Origin of the sequence: Brevundimonas sp., from assembly GCF_035998205.1 — a bacterium.
Taxonomy (GTDB): domain Bacteria; phylum Pseudomonadota; class Alphaproteobacteria; order Caulobacterales; family Caulobacteraceae; genus Brevundimonas.
Genome location: NZ_DASYHT010000006.1, coordinates 370,350 through 387,461, shown reverse-complemented (window position 1 = coordinate 387,461; position 17,112 = coordinate 370,350). Strand labels below are relative to the sequence as shown.

At 71.4% G+C, this 17,112-nt stretch carries 15 protein-coding genes; 6 read left to right on the top strand and 9 right to left on the bottom strand.

Going from position 1 to position 17,112, the window contains the following annotated elements:
• Positions 1 to 9 precede the first annotated feature (9 nt).
• The 3 genes from VGN74_RS11785 to VGN74_RS11775 all read left to right on the top strand — a co-directional run bounded on the left by VGN74_RS11785 (position 10) and on the right by VGN74_RS11775 (position 2,714).
• Positions 10 to 741 (top strand): response regulator, encoded by a 732-nt coding sequence (locus VGN74_RS11785; RefSeq protein ID WP_327448409.1) that lies wholly within the window; start codon positions 10 to 12, stop codon positions 739 to 741.
• A gap of 46 nt (positions 742 to 787) precedes the next feature.
• Positions 788 to 2,128 (top strand): ATP-binding protein, encoded by a 1,341-nt coding sequence (locus VGN74_RS11780; RefSeq protein WP_327448407.1) that lies wholly within the window; start codon positions 788 to 790, stop codon positions 2,126 to 2,128.
• A 76-nt stretch (positions 2,129 to 2,204) separates the two neighbouring features.
• Complete coding sequence (locus VGN74_RS11775; RefSeq protein WP_327448405.1) at positions 2,205 to 2,714, top strand: hypothetical protein; 510 nt, start codon at positions 2,205 to 2,207, stop codon at positions 2,712 to 2,714.
• Between the two features lie 3 nt (positions 2,715 to 2,717).
• On the opposite strand, the gene VGN74_RS11770 is transcribed toward VGN74_RS11775, so the two are convergent.
• The 3 genes from VGN74_RS11770 to VGN74_RS11760 all read right to left on the bottom strand — a co-directional run bounded on the left by VGN74_RS11770 (position 2,718) and on the right by VGN74_RS11760 (position 4,355).
• The gene (locus VGN74_RS11770) at positions 2,718 to 3,506 is read right to left on the bottom strand and encodes a pyrroline-5-carboxylate reductase family protein (RefSeq protein WP_327448403.1); all 789 of its coding nucleotides are present in this window, start codon (positions 3,504 to 3,506) and stop codon (positions 2,718 to 2,720) included.
• Positions 3,506 to 4,009: a YbjN domain-containing protein gene (locus tag VGN74_RS11765; protein ID WP_327448401.1), complete on the bottom strand. Its 504-nt coding sequence runs from the start codon at positions 4,007 to 4,009 to the stop codon at positions 3,506 to 3,508. Before VGN74_RS11765 ends, VGN74_RS11770 begins: the two co-directional genes overlap by 1 nt.
• A 64-nt stretch (positions 4,010 to 4,073) precedes the next feature.
• Positions 4,074 to 4,355 (bottom strand): accessory factor UbiK family protein, encoded by a 282-nt coding sequence (locus VGN74_RS11760; RefSeq protein WP_327448399.1) that lies wholly within the window; start codon positions 4,353 to 4,355, stop codon positions 4,074 to 4,076.
• 197 nt (positions 4,356 to 4,552) lie between these two features.
• Between VGN74_RS11760 and lgt the strand changes: the two genes are divergently transcribed.
• The 3 genes from lgt to pgeF are packed head-to-tail and all read left to right on the top strand — an operon-like array spanning position 4,553 to position 7,274.
• Positions 4,553 to 5,431 carry a prolipoprotein diacylglyceryl transferase gene (gene lgt / locus VGN74_RS11755; protein ID WP_327448397.1) on the top strand — a complete coding sequence of 293 codons (879 nt, stop codon included), beginning with the start codon at positions 4,553 to 4,555 and terminating at the stop codon, positions 5,429 to 5,431.
• Positions 5,428 to 6,501 (top strand): class I SAM-dependent methyltransferase, encoded by a 1,074-nt coding sequence (locus tag VGN74_RS11750; protein WP_327448395.1) that lies wholly within the window; start codon positions 5,428 to 5,430, stop codon positions 6,499 to 6,501. The genes lgt and VGN74_RS11750 overlap by 4 nt, the downstream gene beginning before the upstream one ends.
• Entirely contained in the window at positions 6,498 to 7,274 is a 777-nt protein-coding gene (gene pgeF / locus VGN74_RS11745) for a peptidoglycan editing factor PgeF (protein ID WP_327448393.1), read from the top strand. The genes VGN74_RS11750 and pgeF overlap by 4 nt, the downstream gene beginning before the upstream one ends.
• Positions 7,275 to 7,570: 296 nt before the next feature.
• Here the strand turns inward: pgeF and lpxC are convergent, their stop codons facing one another.
• From lpxC to VGN74_RS11715, 6 genes are all read right to left on the bottom strand, one after another.
• The gene (lpxC, locus tag VGN74_RS11740; protein WP_327448391.1) at positions 7,571 to 8,473 is read right to left on the bottom strand and encodes a UDP-3-O-acyl-N-acetylglucosamine deacetylase; all 903 of its coding nucleotides are present in this window, start codon (positions 8,471 to 8,473) and stop codon (positions 7,571 to 7,573) included.
• A gap of 175 nt (positions 8,474 to 8,648) precedes the next feature.
• On the bottom strand, positions 8,649 to 10,196 hold the full coding sequence (gene ftsZ / locus VGN74_RS11735) for a cell division protein FtsZ (protein WP_327448389.1): 1,548 nt from the start codon (positions 10,194 to 10,196) through the stop codon (positions 8,649 to 8,651).
• Between the two features lie 229 nt (positions 10,197 to 10,425).
• Positions 10,426 to 13,746, bottom strand: coding sequence for a TonB-dependent receptor (locus tag VGN74_RS11730; RefSeq protein WP_327448387.1), 3,321 nt, complete (start codon positions 13,744 to 13,746; stop codon positions 10,426 to 10,428).
• 216 nt (positions 13,747 to 13,962) lie between these two features.
• Positions 13,963 to 15,270, bottom strand: coding sequence for a cell division protein FtsA (gene ftsA / locus VGN74_RS11725; RefSeq protein ID WP_327448385.1), 1,308 nt, complete (start codon positions 15,268 to 15,270; stop codon positions 13,963 to 13,965).
• Positions 15,267 to 16,127 (bottom strand): cell division protein FtsQ/DivIB, encoded by an 861-nt coding sequence (locus tag VGN74_RS11720; protein ID WP_327448383.1) that lies wholly within the window; start codon positions 16,125 to 16,127, stop codon positions 15,267 to 15,269. Before VGN74_RS11720 ends, ftsA begins: the two co-directional genes overlap by 4 nt.
• Positions 16,115 to 17,053: a D-alanine--D-alanine ligase gene (locus VGN74_RS11715; RefSeq protein WP_327448381.1), complete on the bottom strand. Its 939-nt coding sequence runs from the start codon at positions 17,051 to 17,053 to the stop codon at positions 16,115 to 16,117. Before VGN74_RS11715 ends, VGN74_RS11720 begins: the two co-directional genes overlap by 13 nt.
• Positions 17,054 to 17,112: the final 59 nt, after the last annotated feature.

Here is a 17,112-nt window from a genome sequence, read left to right as displayed (position 1 = left end):
GTCTGTCCGATGAGCGACGCCCGCTGGGGCCGCTCCGGGCCCGTCGCAGGCCCCGGGGTCGGCCGTCACCTGCTGATCGTCGACGACGACGACCGCATCCGCGAGCTGCTCAAGGAGTATCTGGCGCGCGAGGGCTATCGCGTGACCGGGGCGGCGCACGCCTCGGCGGCGCGCCGGCTGCTGGAGCTGATCGAGTTCGACCTGGTGGTGCTCGACATCATGATGCCGGGCGAGGACGGCCTGTCCCTGACCGGCTGGGTGCGCTCCAAGGCGCAGTTGTCGAACACGCCGGTGCTGCTGCTGACCGCCCGGGGAGAGCCCGATGACCGCATCCGCGGGCTCGAGGTCGGGGCCGACGACTACATGTCCAAGCCGTTCGACCCGCGCGAGCTGGCGCTGCGCATCGACGCCATCCTGCGCCGGGCCGGGACCAAGCCGGTCGCCCCGCGCGAGATCCGGCTCGGACCGGTGCGTTTCGACATGGAACGGCTGGAGCTGACCCGCGACGGCGCGCCCCTGCGCCTGACCGAGGCCGAGGCGCAGCTGCTCAAGACCCTGGCGCTCAACGCCCACGCCCCGGTCGAGCGCATCACCCTGTCGCCGGACACCGCCGACATCACCGGCCGGGCGGTCGACGTGCAGGTGACGCGCCTGCGCCGCAAGCTGGAGGTCGATCCGAAGAACCCTCGCTACCTGCAGACGGTGCGCGGGGTCGGCTACATGCTGGCGCCGGACTCGTGATGCGCGTCGCCTCCCCCGCCCTGGTCCGCGCGCCGGGGGAGACGAGATGAGGCTCCTCCCGCCAGCCCTGTGGGGGCGCTTCCTCAAGCGGCGGCTGCCGACCAGCCTGTGGGGCCGGTCGCTGCTGATCATCGTTCTGCCGGTGCTGCTGATGCAGGTGGCGGTGACCTGGGCCTTCTTCGACGCCCACTGGCAGACGGTGACGGCGCGCCTGTCGGACGGTCTGGCCGGCGAGATCGCCTGGGCGGCGGAGTCCTATCTCGACGAGCCGACGCCGGAGAACCTGGCCCTGATCGCCGCCCGGGCGGAGCGGTCGATGCAGCTGTCGATCGCCTTCCGCGAGGGCGACACCCTGCCCAGCGACACGCGCCGCGGCGTGATCGGGGTGATCGACCGCACCCTCGACGCCGCCCTGCGCGCGCGGCTGGACCAGTCCTACTGGTTCGACACCACCCGCTACCCGGCCTATGTCGATGTGCAGGTGCAGCTGCCCCAGGGGGTGCTGCGGGTGATCGCCCCGCGCGAGCGCGCGGTCGCCACCCAGGCCCACATCTTCGTGCTCTGGCTGTTTCTCGCGACAGTGCTGCTGATGTCCGTCGCCATCCTGTTCATCCGTAACCAGGTGCGGGCCATCGAGCGGCTGGCGGATGCGGCGGAGTCCTTCGGCCGGGGGGAAAGCCCCCGCTTCAAGCCGCACGGCGCCCGCGAGGTGCGCGCCGCCGCCCTGGCCTTCATCGACATGCGCCAGCGCATCCAGCGCTACATCGAGCAGCGCACCGCCCTGCTGGCCTCGGTCAGCCACGACCTGCGCACCCCCCTGACCCGGCTGCGGCTGGAGCTGGCCCTGTCCGAGCCGACGAAGCGCACCGCCGCCATGCAGCGCGATCTCGACGAGATGGAGCACATGATCGACGAGTACCTCGCCTTCGCCCGGGGCGAGGCCGGCGAGGCGGCGGAGCTGCGGTCTGTGGCCGAGCTTCTGACCCCGGCCGCCGAGGATGCGCGCCGGGCCGGGGCCGAGGTCGAGGTCGTGGCGCCCGAAGACCTGACCCTGATGGTGCGCCCGCTGGCGATGAAGCGGGCGCTGGGCAACCTCGCGGACAACGCCGCGTCGCACGGCCGGACCGTGCGCCTGTCCGCCCGCGCCCTGCCTTCCGGCGAGGTCGAGCTGGCGGTCGAGGACGACGGGCCGGGCATTCCCGAGGCGCTGCGCGAGGAGGCCTTCCGCCCGTTCTCGCGGCTGGACGAGGCGCGCAACCAGAACCGCAAGGGCGTGGGTCTGGGGCTGGCCATCGCCCGCGATGTGGCGCGCAGTCACGGCGGCGAGGCGCAGCTGGAGGACAGCGACCTCGGCGGCCTCAAGGCCGCGCTACGACTGCCGGGCTGACCACCCCCTCTGGCGCGATCCGGGATTCAGGGCCATCTTGGGCGGGCAAGGGGGCTTGCATCCCGGGAGTCGTCACATGCGATCTCTGACCTTCCTTTCCCTCCTCTACGCGAGCGTGCTCGCCGCGGGGGCCGCCGCCGCCAGCGACGCCCGTTTCCAGGCGCCCGACGGCCCGGCGCCGCGCGTGGCCGTGGCGCTCGGCCCCGACCTTCAGGACAAGGCCGAGGATATCGGCCAGCGCGATCTCGACCGCCTGACCGGCCGGCTGCAGCGCGAGGTCGAGCAGGCCCTGGCGCGCGACGGCGGCGATGTCGTCTCGGCCCGGCTGGTGCTGGTCGACGCCCGACCCAACCGCCCGACCTTCGAGCAGGTGGCCAGCCGGCCCGGCCTCGACGCCTTCCGCAGCGTGAGCATCGGCGGCGCCCGCATCGAGGGTGAGGTGACGACGGCCGACGGGGTGACGCGGCCGGTCAGCTACGACTGGTATTCGTCCAATCTCGCTGACGTGCGCGGCTTCGGCGTCTGGGACGACGCGGACCGGGCCATCGATCGCTTCGCCCGGCGTCTGGCCGACGGCCGCAACTGACGTCTAGCCGAGCTCACGCGAGCGGCGGATGGCGGCCTCGACCGTCGCCGCCGCCAGCGGCGCCAGACCGGCCTCACGCATCGCCTCCAGCCCGGCCCGGGTGACGCCGCCCGGTGAGGCGATGCGATCGATCAGCGCCGCCAGCGGCGCGCCGGTCGCCTCGCCGGCCGCGGCCGAGCGCAGGGCCCCGCGCGCCAGACGCGCCGCCGCGTCGGGGTCCAGCCCCTCGGCGGCGCCGGCCTCGGCCAGGGCCTCGACCAGCGCATGGATGAAGGCGGGGGCGCAGCCGGACACGGCGGTGGCGGCGTGGAACAGGGTCTCGTCCGCCAGCGGCACAAGATCGGCCAGACGGCCGAAGGCGGCCTGCGCCGCGGCGGCGGCCTCAAGGCTGTCGGCCCACAGGGCGGCGACGCCCTGCGCCTGGGCGACCGCCGTGGTCGGCATCAAGCGGGCCACCGGCCGTCCCTCGACGCCGGCGGCGATATCCGCGCCGCTGACGCCGGCCATGACGCTGAGCACGACCGCGTCGGGCGCCAGGGCCGGCAGCCAGGGCGCGAGGGCCTGACGCCACAGCCCCGGCTTGACCGCCAGCACGACGCGGGAGAGCCCCTCAATGCCCTCGGGGCTGGTGACGACCCGCGCCCCGAGCGCCCGCGCCGCCTCTGCGGCCGGCTTGGACGAGGGGGTGGCGATCACCAGCCGGGCGGGCGGCAGGGCTTCGGTCAGCAGCCAGCCTTCGAGGATGGCCGAGCCCAGCCGGCCGCAGCCCAGCAGCAGGACGTCGCCGGCCATCAGGCCGAGCCGACGGTCTCGAACATGCAGGCGTCGAGCGCGTCCTGCGCCTTCCGGGCCCCGCGCACGAGGAAGTCGAAGGCCGGATAGAACTTGTCCGCCGCATGCACCGCCGCATCGATCATCGAGGCGGCCTGGGCGAGGGTCGGGCGCTCGCCCAGCGGCAGGGCCAGGGCGTGGCGATAGACGATCTCGCCGTCCTCGCTCATCACCTCGAAGTGCCCGAGCCAGTTGCGCTGGTTGACCAGCGAGACCAGCTCATGGGCCTGGCCGCGGCGCGACTTGGGGGCCCGCAGATCGAGCGCGCAGGACACCTGCAGACAGTCGCCCTCGGGCCGCCAGGCGAACCACAGCTCGTAGTCCTTCCAGTCCCCCGCCAGAGCGAAGGCCAGGTCGCCGTCGTCATTGCGGTCGAACGGCAGGTTCTCGGCGGTCAGGACGTGCTCGACCACGTCGAGCGGGTCGTAGGGAGTATCGACCTCATCGGGTCTCAGAACGTCCATGGATACCTTTCCGGGCGCGAGTCGCGGCCACTGGAGCGAGCCTAGGCGGGTTGCCGGATTCGGCTCAACCGGCTGCGTCCTCCGGGGGAACCGCGCCTGTGGACGTTCCCTTCTGAGGCTTCTTGCCCGAGCCTGCCTTCAGGGCCGTCAGTTCGGCGCGGAGGGCCGCCACCTCGGCCTTGAGGGCGTCGTGCTCGTCGCGCCGGACGAGGTCCAGTTCGGCCACAAGGCGATCGCTCTGGGCGCGGAAGGCGCTCTTCGCCTCTTCCCCCGCCGCCTGGGCCAGGCCCATGGCGCCGGTGGTCAGCCGGGCGAATTCCTCGAACAGGGGGCTGCGGGTCTGCATGGGCGGCGGGGCTCCGACTGGCGGCGACGCTAGGTCGTCAGGGTCCGTTGAACATGGTGAACAGTTCCCTAAAGTCGATGCTCCGGTTCGTCGCGCGGCTCAAGCGGCGCCGTGACATCGGGCATGGCAATTGGGCAGGCGACGTTGCCGACAGGAGTTGCTAAAGGCGGCGCAGGCTCAAGCGCGACGGAGGCTGCGTGCCCTTTCCCGACTTCGATCCGGTGCTGATCCACATCGGACCCCTGCCCCTGCGCTGGTACGCCCTGGCCTATGTCGCCGGCATCCTGCTGGGCTGGTGGTACGCGGCGCGGTTGCTGCGCGCCGAGCGGGTCTGGGCCCCGGCCCGCCCGCCGATCACCCTGCCGCAGCTCGACGATCTGGTGCTGTGGGTGACGCTGGGCATCATCCTCGGCGGCCGCCTCGGCTACGCCCTGTTCTACCAGCCCTCGCTGTTCCTGCAGATCTTCACCGGACCGACCCTGGGCGACCGGCTGGAGCTGCTGCAGCTGTGGACTGGCGGCATGTCGTTCCACGGCGGCTTCCTCGGCGTGTCGCTGGCGGTCTGGTGGTACGCCCGCAAGCACAAGGTGCGCCTGCTGTCGCTGGCCGACGTGCTGGCGCCCGTGGCCCCCATCGGCCTGTTCTTCGGCCGCATCGCCAACTTCGTGAACGGCGAGCTGTGGGGCCGGCCGACCGACGGCCCGTTCGGCGTGATTTTCTGCAACGACCGCATCGCCCAGCTGTACGGCGGCGCCTGCCCGCCCCAGCTGCTGATGCCGCGCCATCCCAGCCAGCTGTACGAGGCCGCCCTTGAGGGCCTGCTGCTGTTCATCGTGCTGGGCCTCGCCGTCTGGAAGCTGAAGCTGCTGACCAAGCCCGGCTACGTCACCGGCCTGTTCCTGCTCGGCTACGGCCTCAGCCGCGCCCTGATGGAGACGGTGCGCGAGCCGGATGCGCACATGCCCGAGGCGCTGCAGGGCGTGATCACCATGGGCATGCTGCTGTCGATCCCGATGATCCTCGTCGGCGCCTGGCTCGTGTGGCGCGCCCGCAGCCGGCCGCCGGTCGCGGCGTGAGCCTGAAGGCCCGGCTGGCGCGCGAGATCGCCCTGACCGGCCCCCTGTCGGTGGCCGACTATGTGACGCGCTGCCTGCACGATCCGCAGGACGGCTACTACGCCACCCGGCCGCGGCTGGGGGCCGAGGGCGACTTCATCACCGCGCCGCTGGTCAGCCAGATGTTCGGCGAGCTGATCGGGCTCTGGATGGCCGAGGTCTGGCGCGGCCTGGGCGCCCCGGACCGCTTCCGGCTGGTCGAGGTCGGCCCCGGCGACGGGACGCTGATGCTGGACCTGCTGCGCGCGGCGCGGGCGGCCCCGGGCTTCCTCGACGCCGCCGAGCTGGTGCTGATCGAGCCCAGCCGCCCCCTGCGCGCCGAACAGGCCCGGCGCCTCGCCGACAGCCCGCTGGAGCCGCGCTGGGTCGACAGCCTGACCGCCCTGCCCGACGACGCCCCGGTGCTGCTGGTGGCCAATGAGGTGCTGGACTGCCTGCCGGCCCGCCAGTTCGTGAGGACCGCCGGCGGCTGGGCCGAGCGACGCGTCGGCGTGACCGAGACCGGCGATCTGGTCTTCGGCCTGTCAGCCCCCACCGGCGGCCTGATCGAGACGGCCGCCGAGGTGGGCGAGGGCCAGGTGCTGGAGGTGGCGGAGCAGCAGGCCGCCTTCGGGCGCGCGCTCGGCGACCTGATCGCCCGCGCCGGGGGCGCCGCCCTGTTGATCGACTACGGCCGGGCCCGGCCCGAGGCCGGCGACACCCTCCAGGCGCTCAGCCGCCACCGCAAGGTGGACCCGCTGGACAGCCCCGGCGAGGCCGACCTGACCCAGTGGGCCGACTTCCCGACCGTGCTGGAGGCCGCCGTGCGCGCCGGGGCGGACGTCACCGGCTGCCTCGGCCAGGGCGACTTCCTGCGGGCGCTGGGCATCGCGCTCCGCGCCGGGCGGCTGAAGGCGGCGCGGCCCGAGGCCGCCGCGGTGATCGACCGCCAGCTGCACCGCCTGACAGCGCCGGACCAGATGGGCGAGCTGTTCAAGGCCTGCGCCGTGTTCTCGCCCCGCAGCCTGGCCCTGCCGGGGTTCACCGCATGAGCGACGCGCCCGCCCCCCTCACCCACCCGCTTCTGGACCTGCCCGGGGTGCGCCACGGCTTCTTCACCCGCGCGGGCGGGGTGTCGGAGGGCCTGTACGCCGGGCTCAACGTCGGCGTCGGCTCCAGCGATGATCCGACGGCGGTGGTCGAAAACCGACGGCGGGTGACGGCCTGGTTCGACCGCAGCCCGGACGATCTGGCCACCTGCTACCAGACCCATTCGGACATCACGCGGGTCGCCGAGCGCCCGTGGCGCGGCGAGCGGCCCGAGGGCGACGCGGTCGCCTCGGCGACCCTTGGCCTGGTCTGCGGCGTGCTGACCGCCGACTGCGCGCCGGTGCTGATCTGCGACCCGGAGGGCCCCTTCGTCGCCGCCGTCCACGCGGGCTGGAAGGGCGCGCTGCAGGACGTGACCACCAGCGCCGTCACGGCCCTGACCGGGCTCGGCGCGCGGCCGTCGCGCATGGTCGCCGTGGTCGGCCCCTGCATCGGCCCGGACAGCTATGAGGTCGGGGCCGACTTCGAGGCGCGCTTCACGGACCGGCACGCCGCGGCCGCGCGCTTCTTCCGACCGGGCGCCGCGGCGGACAAGCGCCTGTTCGACCTGCCCGGCTTCGTGCTGTGGCGGCTGGAGATAGCCGGCGTCGGCGCGGCCGCCTGGACCGGCCACGACACCTGCGCCGACGAGGCCCGCTTCTACTCGAACCGCCGCGCCTTCCAGCGCGGCGAGCCCGACTTCGGCCGGCTGATGAGCGCCATCTGCATTGAATGACAGCCCCCATTCCTCCCCCGCAGGGGGAGGGGGACCATGCGAAGCATGGTGGAGGGGGGATGTCCGCAACGGGGCCCCTTGCCCCTTGAAGAGGGGATCACAGCGGTCACGGCGAGGTCACAGCGAACACGACGGGGTCGGGGTGTCGGCGCGCGAAGCGCCTTCCCTTCGACCGTGTGCAGACGAAGGTGCCTTCGGCGCAGCGCCGCCACGCCGCTGTGACCTCTGTGTCCTTCGTTGTGTTCGTTGTGATGAACCCCTTACCGGGCCGCCACAACAGCCGGTCGCCGGGACGCTCAGCCCGCCAGGGCGTAGTCCGGGGTGCGCACGGTCTCGCGCCAGGCCTGCGGATGGGCCAGCAGGGCGCGGACGAGCAGGTTGTTGACGGCGTGGCCGGCCTTGACGCCCTCGTAGCGGCCGATCAGCGGCGCGCCGAGGACGTAGAGGTCGCCGATGGCGTCCAGCGCCTTGTGCCGCACGAACTCGCGCTCCATGCGCAGGCCGCCGGGGTTGAGAATGCGGTCGCCGTCGATGACCACGGCGTTCTCGAGGCTGCCGCCGCGGGCCAGACCGGCCTGACGCAGGGCCTCGACCTCATGGGCGAAGCCGAAGGTGCGCGCGGCCATGATCTCGTCGCGGAAGGTCCGCTCGTCGACGACGAAGTCCACCACCTGACGGCCGATCACCGGCGTCGGGAAGTCGATCTCGAAGCGCATCTCGTAGCGGTCGCAGGGCAGCAGGACGGCGGACTTGTCGCCCTCCGCCACCCGCACGGGCTCGAGGATCTCGATGTAGCGGACCGGGGCCTCCTGACGGCGGAAGCCGGCGCGGTCCAGCAGCTGCACGAACGGAAGGGCCGAGCCGTCGAGGATCGGCAGCTCCGGGCCGTCCACCTCGATCACTGCATTGGCCACGCCGAGCGCGCACAGGGCGGCCATCAGGTGCTCGATGGTCGACAGCTCCACGCCCGCGGCATTGCGGATCATGGTGTTGAGCCGGGCCTCGACCACGGCCTCGCCGCTCACCGGAATGCGGTTGTCGCGATCAGTGATGTCGGTGCGCACGAAGACGATGCCGGTCCCGGGCGCCGCCGGACGCACCGCCAGCCGCACCCGTCGGCCGGTGTGGACGCCCACGCCGGCGCAGATCGCCGGAGCGACCAGGGTCCGCTGATGATGATCGTGGGTGGTCTGCGCCACGCGGTCTCTCGTCCTGTCGACCCGCCTCACCGGCGGTCCGCCTCACTGGCGAGGTAAACAGGGTGTTGAGAAGGGTAAACCCAACTCGGGTTTCCAAATGTTTCGCAGCCGCGAAGGCCTGAAATGAAAACGCCCCGGAGCGGACTCCGGGGCGATCCATCAGGTCAGCGGCCGGTCAGTTGGCCAGGCGACGCAGGAACGAGGGAATCTCGAGGTCGTCGTCTTCAGCCTCAGGGGCCATGTCATAGGCCGGCTGGGCGGCGGCCGGACCGCGCGGGGCGGCGGCGGCGCGGCTCGGCGGCGGCGCATAGGTCGGCTCGGGGGCCGGAGCGGCCTGGCGACGGCCGCGGCCGAACAGACTCCAGCCGCTCTTGCGGTGGTCGCCGCGATCGTCGGCCTCGGGGGCTTCCACCGGGGCGCCGCGATCGAGATAGAGGTCGCCCTGTTCCTCGGCGATCGTCGCCGGGGCGGGTTCCGGCGCGCGCGGGGCGGCCGGCGCAGGCTCGACGACGCCGGCCTCATAAGCCTCGACCCAGGGGTCGACGATCGGCTCGAGGGCGCGCGGGGCCGGCTCGGCGGCGTGGATGACCGGTTCCGGGCGCAGCGGCGGCGGCGGCGGGGTCGGCTCGACACGACGCGCGGTGAAGGTCGGGGTCACCGGATCGGCGGCGCGTGGCGCGGGCGTGGGGGCCGGGGCAGGGGCGGCCGGGGCGCGGGTGGCGAAGCGGCCGGCGGGGGGCTCGGCGGCGACGGCCACGTCCTGATCCATGCCGGTGGCGACGACGGACACGCGGATCTTGCCTTCCAGCGCCGGGTCGAAGGCGGCGCCGAAGATGATGTTGGCGTCGCCGTCCACTTCCGCCGAGATGGCGTTGGCCGCCTCGTCCACCTCGAGCAGGGTCATGTCGAGGCCGCCGGTGATGTTGACCAGCACGGCCTTGGCGCCCTTCAGCGAGGTCTCGTCCAGCAGCGGGTTGGCGATGGCGTTCTGGGCCGCCTGCAGGGCGCGATCCTCGCCGGAGGCCTCGCCGGTGCCCATCATCGCCTTGCCCATCTCGGACATGACGGCGCGCACGTCGGCGAAGTCGAGGTTGATCAGGCCCGGCAGGATCATCAGGTCAGTGATCGAGCGCACGCCCGAGTGCAGCACCTGGTCGGCCATGCCGAAGGCGTCGGCGAACGTAGTCCGCTCGTTGGCGACGCGGAACAGGTTCTGGTTGGGGATGACGATCAGGGTGTCGACGTAGCGCTGCAGCTCGGCGATGCCGGCCTCGGCCAGGCGCATGCGGTGACGGCCCTCGAAGGTGAAGGGCTTGGTGACGACGCCGACGGTCAGGATGCCGCGGTCACGGGCGCACTTGGCGATGATCGGGGCCGCGCCGGTGCCGGTGCCGCCGCCCATGCCGGCGGTGATGAAGACCATGTGCGCGCCTTCCAGGTGCGCATTGATCTCGTCGGCCGATTCCTCGGCGGCGTTCATGCCGACTTCCGGGTGGGCGCCCGCGCCCAGGCCCTGGGTGATGGTCTCGCCCAGCTGGATACGGCGGTCGGTCTTGGCGAAGCTGAGGTGCTGCGCGTCGGTGTTGGCCACGACGAACTCGACGCCCTCGAGACCGGCGTCGATCATGTTGTTCACGGCGTTGCCGCCGGCGCCGCCGACGCCGAACACGACGATCCGGGGCTTCAGCTCCGTGGTTTGCGGACGCACCAGCGAAAGAGACATTCTACGTTTCCGACCTTGCCGACCCTGCCCTGACGACCCCGCCGCGATCCCCCGCCGAATCGCGATGGTTATGAGCCCGTTAAGAAGAGCCCGCGTGTCGTTAAGGGAAGGTTACGACCTAGGGTGAGTCGGGCTCCAGGCCACGGCTTTCTGCAGCTTCACCGCCGCAAAAACGCAAAAAAGGGGCGGCTCCGCAGAGCCGCCCCCCTCTTGTCGTCGTGTCCGCGACTTAGAACGGACGGTAGTTCAGGCCGATGAAGAAGCGACGGCCGTAGGGGTCGAAGTTCGAGTAGAGGGTGGTGCCCAGCCACTCGGCCTGTTCGTTGTCGAAGGCGTTGACCACACCGGTGCGCAGCGACAGGTCGTCCCGGACGTTCCACCGGAAGGTGAAGTCGTGACGGGCGAAGTTGCCGGAGTTCAGGTAGGCCTGATCGCGGCTGTCGGCGTTGTTGATGAAGTCGCGCGGGTTCACGATGTCCTGGGCGGTTTGCCAGTCCATCGACCAGTTGACGCTCCAGACCTCGTTCGGGGTCCAGGTCAGCGACGAGGTGAAGCGGACGCGCGGGTAGAACAGGTCGGAGCTCAGCTCGTTGCCGTCGTTCGGGTCGGCGGCGTTGAGGAAGTTCTCCTGCTCGATCAGCCACAGGCCGCCGATCGAGTAGTTCAGCACGCCCCAGTCACGGCCCATCATCTCCTCGAAGTCCCACCGGTAGGTGGCGGTGAAATCGAGGCCGCGGGTGGTCAGCGCCGCGTAGTTGATCGAGCCCTGGATGAAGCCGCCGATCGGGTCACCCTGCGGGGCGCCGACCTTGAAGGCTTCCGACGCGTCCTGCGGGGTTTGCGGGTTGGCCACCGCCGCGACGTTGCGGAAGATGGTCGAGCAGGCCGCCGGGTTCAGGCCCGTGCCGTTGACGCAGTTGTTGGCGGCGGTCTGGGCCGTCACCGACGCGATCACGTTGGTGATCTCGATCTCGTAGTAGTCGAGCACCAGGCTGAAGTTCGGGATGAACCGCGGACGGATCACCGTCGAGAAGGTGAAGGATTCCGACTCTTCCGGCTGCAGGAAGGGGTTGCCGCCGTTCACGCCGGCGATGCCCGAGGTGTAGACCGGGACGTAGTCGTCGGTGTTGGTGGCGGTGGCGCCGGCGAAGTCGTAGGTCAGGCCCTTCTGTTGCGCCAGAGCGGTACAGTTGGCGACCCGGTTGGTGCGGATCTCCGTGTTCTGCTGCGCCGTGATCTGCGCGGTGGCGCAGGGGTCGACGAAGCCGTTGGCGAAGGTCTGCGAGAAGGGCGAGAAGTTCTCGGCCAGGTTCGGCACGCGGATCGAGGTGTTGAAGCTGGTCTTGAACGCGATGTCGCGGATCGGACGGTAGGTGAGGTTGACGCCCCACACTTCCTGCTCACCGACGGTGGTGTAGTCGGCGTAGCGGTACGAACCGGTCAGGTCGGCGTATTCGCCCAGGAAGCTGTCGCGGAACAGCGGGATCGACAGTTCGGCGAAGGCTTCTTCGGTCTCATACTCCGAACCCGGGAAGTCGGCGCCGGTGTTCAGGAACAGGAAGCGGTCGCCGGTCGAGCGCGAGCGGCCGAGGCCTTCGGCGTACTCACGACGGTATTCCGCGCCCACGGCGACGCCGATCGGGCCGGCGCCCCACAGGTCCCACAGGTTGCCCGAGATGATGCCGAGCGCCTGCTCCTGCTCGTTGACGTGGCTGACCGAGATGTTCGCGGCGATGTAGTCGAGCGCCGCTTGCGACTGGTTGCCGTTGCCGAACACGTTGAGCGGGGTGCACTGGGCGAGATCGGCCTGACCCTGGGTCGAGTCCCGAAGGTCGCCACCACGGAAGCGGTCGGCGACTTCGGCGCCGGGGGTAGCCGCGATCAGGCGCGCCCGACAGACGATTTCGCCCGGACGGCCGTTGACCACACCGGCGGTGTCAACCACCGCGTCCGCCGCGAGGGCGAAGCGCAGAACGTCGACGCCGTTTTCGAAGTTCTCGTTGCGGGCCTCGCCATAGACGTACGACAGGCTCCAGGCCACGTCGCGGGCGAACAGCAGGCTGTCGCGCTCGCCTTCCAGCGCCACGACGTAGCGCTCGACCTCACGGGTGTTCTCCTGGAAGCGATCCGGGCCGAACATCGAGTGACGGGCCCAGGCGCGGGCGACAGGCGCCAGAGCCGAACCCGCCGCAGTGGCGGTCGGGGCCGAGAAGTTGGTCACCGTGTTGGCGAGGATGGCGCTGCGCAGGTTGGCCGGCAGGAAGGCGTTGTCGAGGCGCAGGTCGAACTGCGAGGTGGCGCGCAGGGTGTTGGTGACGTTGGCGGCGTAGCCGTCGTTCAGGAAGATGTCGAAGAAGGTCGGCTGACCGATGTCGAACGTGTCTTCGGTGATGAACTTGGCCTCGGCGGTCAGACGCACATCATCGGTGATGTTGAACGTCATGCCGGCCTGGAAGCGCTGCGACTCCGATTCCGGCGAGCGGCTGAACTGGCCGAAGTTGGCGGGGATGTCGCCGTCGCCGCCGTAGTTGAACGGACGGTTCGCGCCGGTGGCGCCGACGCGCTGGCCGAAGTTGGCCAGACGGGCGGTCGTGCCGTCGAACCACCAGGTCTTGGACGGATCAACCGAGTAGCAGTTGCCCGAGGTCAGCGACGAACAGCTGGCGAAGGCCACGTCCGGGTCGTTCAGCATGCTGGGCTGCTGGGCGTTGGCCAGGGTGGTCTGGCCCCAGCGCGGACGGTCCAGACGACGCAGGTCGCCGGTGAACAGCTGGCTGTCGACGATGCCGTCGGAAGGCGTGGCCGCCGGATCGGCGTCGACGCCGAGCAGGAACGGGTTGTTGGCCAGCCAGTCGATATCCGTCGTCTGGATCTCGTCGTTGGCGTCGTACTCGGCGTGCAGATAGGTGTTCAGACGGTCGTCGAACCAGTTGCGGCCGATCAGGGCCGAGACGCGGCGGTTGGCCTGGCCGTCCTGGTTGATCATGCCGTAGTTGGCGTCGATCTCGACGCCCTCGAAGTCGTCGCGCAGGATGAAGTTCAGCACGCCCGACACGGCGTCGGCGCCGTAGATCGACGAGGCGCCGCCGGTGACGATCTCGATGTTCTCGATCAGCAGACGCGGAATGGTGTCGACGTCGACGGCGAGGTTGCCCTGGAAGGCGCCGACGTGGCGGCGGCCGTCAACGAGGGTCAGGGTCCGGCCGGAGCCAAGGCTGCGCAGGTTGGCGAGCGACACGCCGCCGTCGTTCAGGTTCGAGCCGGTGGTGTCGGACGGCACCAGCGAGTTCGACAGCGCCGGGATGGTGGCCAGGTAGTCGATGACGGTCGCCTGACCGGTGGTCAGCAGGTCCTCGCGCTGAACCTGGATCAGCGGGGTCGGCGAGTTCTCGGGGTTCCGCCGGATCAGCGAACCCGTGACGACGATCTCTTCGACTTCCGTGGCGTCTTGCGAGACCGGCGGGGCGCTCTGGGCGAAAGCCGGGCCCGAGACGGCGACCACGCCGGCCAGGATCGTGGTGCAGAAGAGAACGTTTCGTTTGGCGTGCATGCGCGCGGCCCCCGTGAAATGACAGACACGCTGGACCCACGAATGGAGCCAGCCTGTCCGATCCGTAATCTTCACGGTCGCAATCGGGCAACACCTTTGACACGGAAAGGCCAAGATCGGGCGGGGCTGTTACAGCATGGCCACAGTTCGGCCATCGGGCCGCCTCGCCCGCAACACGTGTCTGAAATGTTTGAAATCTCGCCTGAGGCGAAGATGTCACAGGTTCTCGCGGAGCCAGCCGGCGCAGCGTGCAATCAGGCCGCGTGAGTCCGCCGGAGCCGGCGCGGTGAGCTGGCGCGACATCAGCTTGCGGGCCGAAACCGCCTCGCGCGGGCCATAGGCGGCGCGCAGCAGCACCCCGGCGGCGGTGCAGAAGGCCGGGCCGGCGGCCGCATCGGCCAGGTGCGGGGCCCGCTGGGGGCGGCCCAGACGCACGGGACGGTCGAACACGCGGACCGCGAGCTCCCGCACCCCGTTCAGTTGACTCGCCCCGCCGGTCAGGACGACGCCGGCGCCCGGCTCGAGACCTGCGCCCGACTGCCGCAGCCGGTCGCGCAGCAGCTCCAGGGTCTCCTCGACCCGCGGCGCGATCACCGTCTTGAGCATGGCGCGGGGCACGACCACAGGCCCGGCCCCCGGCTCCTCGCCGCGCGGCGGCGCCTCCAGCATCTCCCGGTCCTCGTTGGCCGAGGCCATGGCCGAGCCGTGCAGGGTCTTGAGCCGCTCGGCCCCGGCGCGCGAGGTCGACAGACCGCGGGCGATGTCCGAGGTGACGTGCTCGCCGCCGACATTGACGCTCTCGATATGCAGCAGCGAACCACCAGCCCACACGGCCGCGCTGGTCGAGCCGCCGCCCATGTCGATGCAGACGCAGCCGAGGTCGGTCTCGTCATCCTCCAGCGCCGCCAGCGAGGCGGCCACCGGCGCCGCGACCACGCCCTGCAGGTCGAGATGGGCCAGCTCCAGCGCGTGGCTCAGGGTCTGGAACGCCCCCTCGGCCATGGACACGACCACCAGATCCAGCCCCAGCGCGCCGCCGCGCATGTTGCGGGGGTCGCGCACGCCGCGGGCTCCGTCGACCGACCATGCGACCGGCAGGACATGGATCGGGCGGCGGTTGGGCAGGCGGATCTCGGCCAGAGCCATGCCGATCGCCCGCGCGAGGTCGCCGTCGGAGACCGGCTGGGCCCCGAGCGACACCTTGGCCCGCACCCGGTGGCTGGCCATCTGGCCGATGGCGGTGGAGACAACCACGCCCGAGACCGGCGCCCCGGCGGCGCGCTCGGCGCGCTCCACGGCCTGGCCGATGGCCTGGGCCGCCTCGTCCATGTTGATGATGGCCCCGCCCTTCACGCCGCGCGACTGGACGTGGCCGGCCCCGGCCACCCGCACGGTGCGGTCGGCGTGACGCACGCCCTCGGGCTTCATGATGAAGCAGGCGACCTTGGACGCGCCAAGGTCCAGCGCGGCCACCACCGGCGCGCGCGGATCGCCGGCGACGCGGGCGTCCGGACGGCGGCTCATGCGGCCCCTCCGGCGCGCAGGGCGACCGCGTCCGGCGTGCGCAGGTCGACGCGCGAGAAGCCGAGGTCGAGCAGACGCTCGCGCTGGTCCATGGCGTCCAGCTGGATCAGGGCGGCCTCCTCGTCCGAGGCCGGCAGCAGGATGGTCGAGCCGTCCTTGAGACGCAGGTCCCAGCGGCGCTCGTCGACCCGGATCAGGGCCTCCAGCCGCGAGGCCAGCCGGGGCCGCTGACGCACCAGCGGCAGGATCTCCGGCGCCGCCTCGGCCGCGCCGACCCCCACCACCAGCGGCAGGTCGGGATGGCGGCGCGCATCGGCGCCAGGGATGATCTCGCCCGAGGCGTCGACGACCCAGGCGCGACGTCCGTCCTGCCACACGGCCAGACGGTCATGCTCGCGCACGTCGACGATCAGGGTGTCAGGCAGCAGGCGCACCACGCGCGCCGACTCGACCCAGCCGACCGACTCCGCCTGCTGGCGCACGGCTTCCAGATCGATGCGGGTGATCGGCTCGCCCGCCGAGAGCTGCAGGGCCTGCTGGATGGCGGGCTCCGCCTCGGCCGAGGCCCCTTCGATATAGACGCGCTTCAGCCCGAAACCGGCGGCGACCATCGCCCCGTCCACGGCCGACGTCGTGGCGGCGGCGATGCGCGCCGCCCCGCCGGTGACGAGAAACACGGTGACGACCAGAACGGCGCCCGCCGCAAAGGCGGCGCCGACGGCGCGCGGAGACAGGTCAAGTCGGCCGACCGCCGACACCTGGCCGGGGACCGCCGGAATCTTCCGGGGCCCGCCGCCGCGCCGCGCCTGTCCGCCTGTTGCTCCCCGTCGCCGACCGCCGCGCACTACCGCGGGCATGAGGCGTCCTCCACGATCCACCGAACCAGGTCATCAAACCCCAGTCCGACATGATCGGCCTGCTCGGGGACGAGCGAGGTCGGAGTCATGCCCGGCTGGGTGTTGACCTCCAGCAGAACGAGAACGTCCTTAACATCGTCATAACGGAAGTCGGATCGCGTCACGCCGCGGCAGCCAAGGGCGACGTGCGCCTGCTCGGCGGCGCGCAGCGCACGCTGGAAAACGGCTTCGGGAAGGCCGGCCGGAAGTCTGTGGACAGACCCGCCCGGGGCGTACTTGGCCTCATAGTCATAGAAGCCCTTCACCGGGGTGATGTCGGTCACGGTCAGGGCCCGGGGCCCGGACGCCTCGCCCACCACCGCCACCGCCAGCTCCTTGCCCGGAATGTAGGGCTCGACCATCACCTGTTCGCCATAGGCCCAGTCGTCCGCGCCCACCTCGGCCTGGGGCCCGTTGGCGCCCTCCGGCACCAGATAGACGCCGACCGACGAGCCCTCGGCGTTCGGCTTGATGATGTAGGGCGGGGCGATGACGTGGCGGCGCGCCACCTCGCGACGGTCGTACAGCCCGCCCCCCGGCACCTCGACCCCGGCGGCGCGCAGGATCGCCTTGGTCTTGTCCTTGTCCATGGTCAGGGCCGAGGCCAGCACGCCCGAGTGGGTGTAGGGCAGGCCCAGCGTCTCGAGGATGCCCTGGACGCAGCCGTCCTCACCCCAGGAGCCGTGCAGGGCGTTGAACACCACATCGGGCTGCAGCGCCGTCAGGACCTCGCCGAGGTCGCGGCCGGCATCCACCCGGGTGACCCGCGCGCCCTGGCGCTCGAGAGCGGCGGCGCACTCCCGGCCGGAGCTCAGCGACACCTCCCGCTCCGACGACAGGCCGCCCATCAGGACGGCCACATGAAGCTCGGCGAGTGGGCGGGTCATGGTCGGCTCCGGCTGGTCAGCGTCGTTACCAATCCCCCGGACTCGTGAAAAGCGGGCAC

Coding starts and splice junctions, on each gene's coding strand:
- VGN74_RS11775 (WP_327448405.1), top strand. CDS start 2,205: ATGCGATCTCTGACCTTCCTTTCCCTCCTCTACGCGAGCGTGCTCGCC.
- ftsZ (WP_327448389.1), bottom strand. CDS start 10,196: ATGTCTCTTTCGCTGGTGCGTCCGCAAACCACGGAGCTGAAGCCCCGG.
- VGN74_RS11785 (WP_327448409.1), top strand. CDS start 10: ATGAGCGACGCCCGCTGGGGCCGCTCCGGGCCCGTCGCAGGCCCCGGG.
- VGN74_RS11770 (WP_327448403.1), bottom strand. CDS start 3,506: ATGGCCGGCGACGTCCTGCTGCTGGGCTGCGGCCGGCTGGGCTCGGCC.
- VGN74_RS11730 (WP_327448387.1), bottom strand. CDS start 13,746: ATGCACGCCAAACGAAACGTTCTCTTCTGCACCACGATCCTGGCCGGC.
- pgeF (WP_327448393.1), top strand. CDS start 6,498: ATGAGCGACGCGCCCGCCCCCCTCACCCACCCGCTTCTGGACCTGCCC.
- VGN74_RS11760 (WP_327448399.1), bottom strand. CDS start 4,355: ATGCAGACCCGCAGCCCCCTGTTCGAGGAATTCGCCCGGCTGACCACC.
- VGN74_RS11780 (WP_327448407.1), top strand. CDS start 788: ATGAGGCTCCTCCCGCCAGCCCTGTGGGGGCGCTTCCTCAAGCGGCGG.
- ftsA (WP_327448385.1), bottom strand. CDS start 15,270: ATGAGCCGCCGTCCGGACGCCCGCGTCGCCGGCGATCCGCGCGCGCCG.
- VGN74_RS11720 (WP_327448383.1), bottom strand. CDS start 16,127: ATGCCCGCGGTAGTGCGCGGCGGTCGGCGACGGGGAGCAACAGGCGGA.
- VGN74_RS11765 (WP_327448401.1), bottom strand. CDS start 4,009: ATGGACGTTCTGAGACCCGATGAGGTCGATACTCCCTACGACCCGCTC.
- VGN74_RS11715 (WP_327448381.1), bottom strand. CDS start 17,053: ATGACCCGCCCACTCGCCGAGCTTCATGTGGCCGTCCTGATGGGCGGC.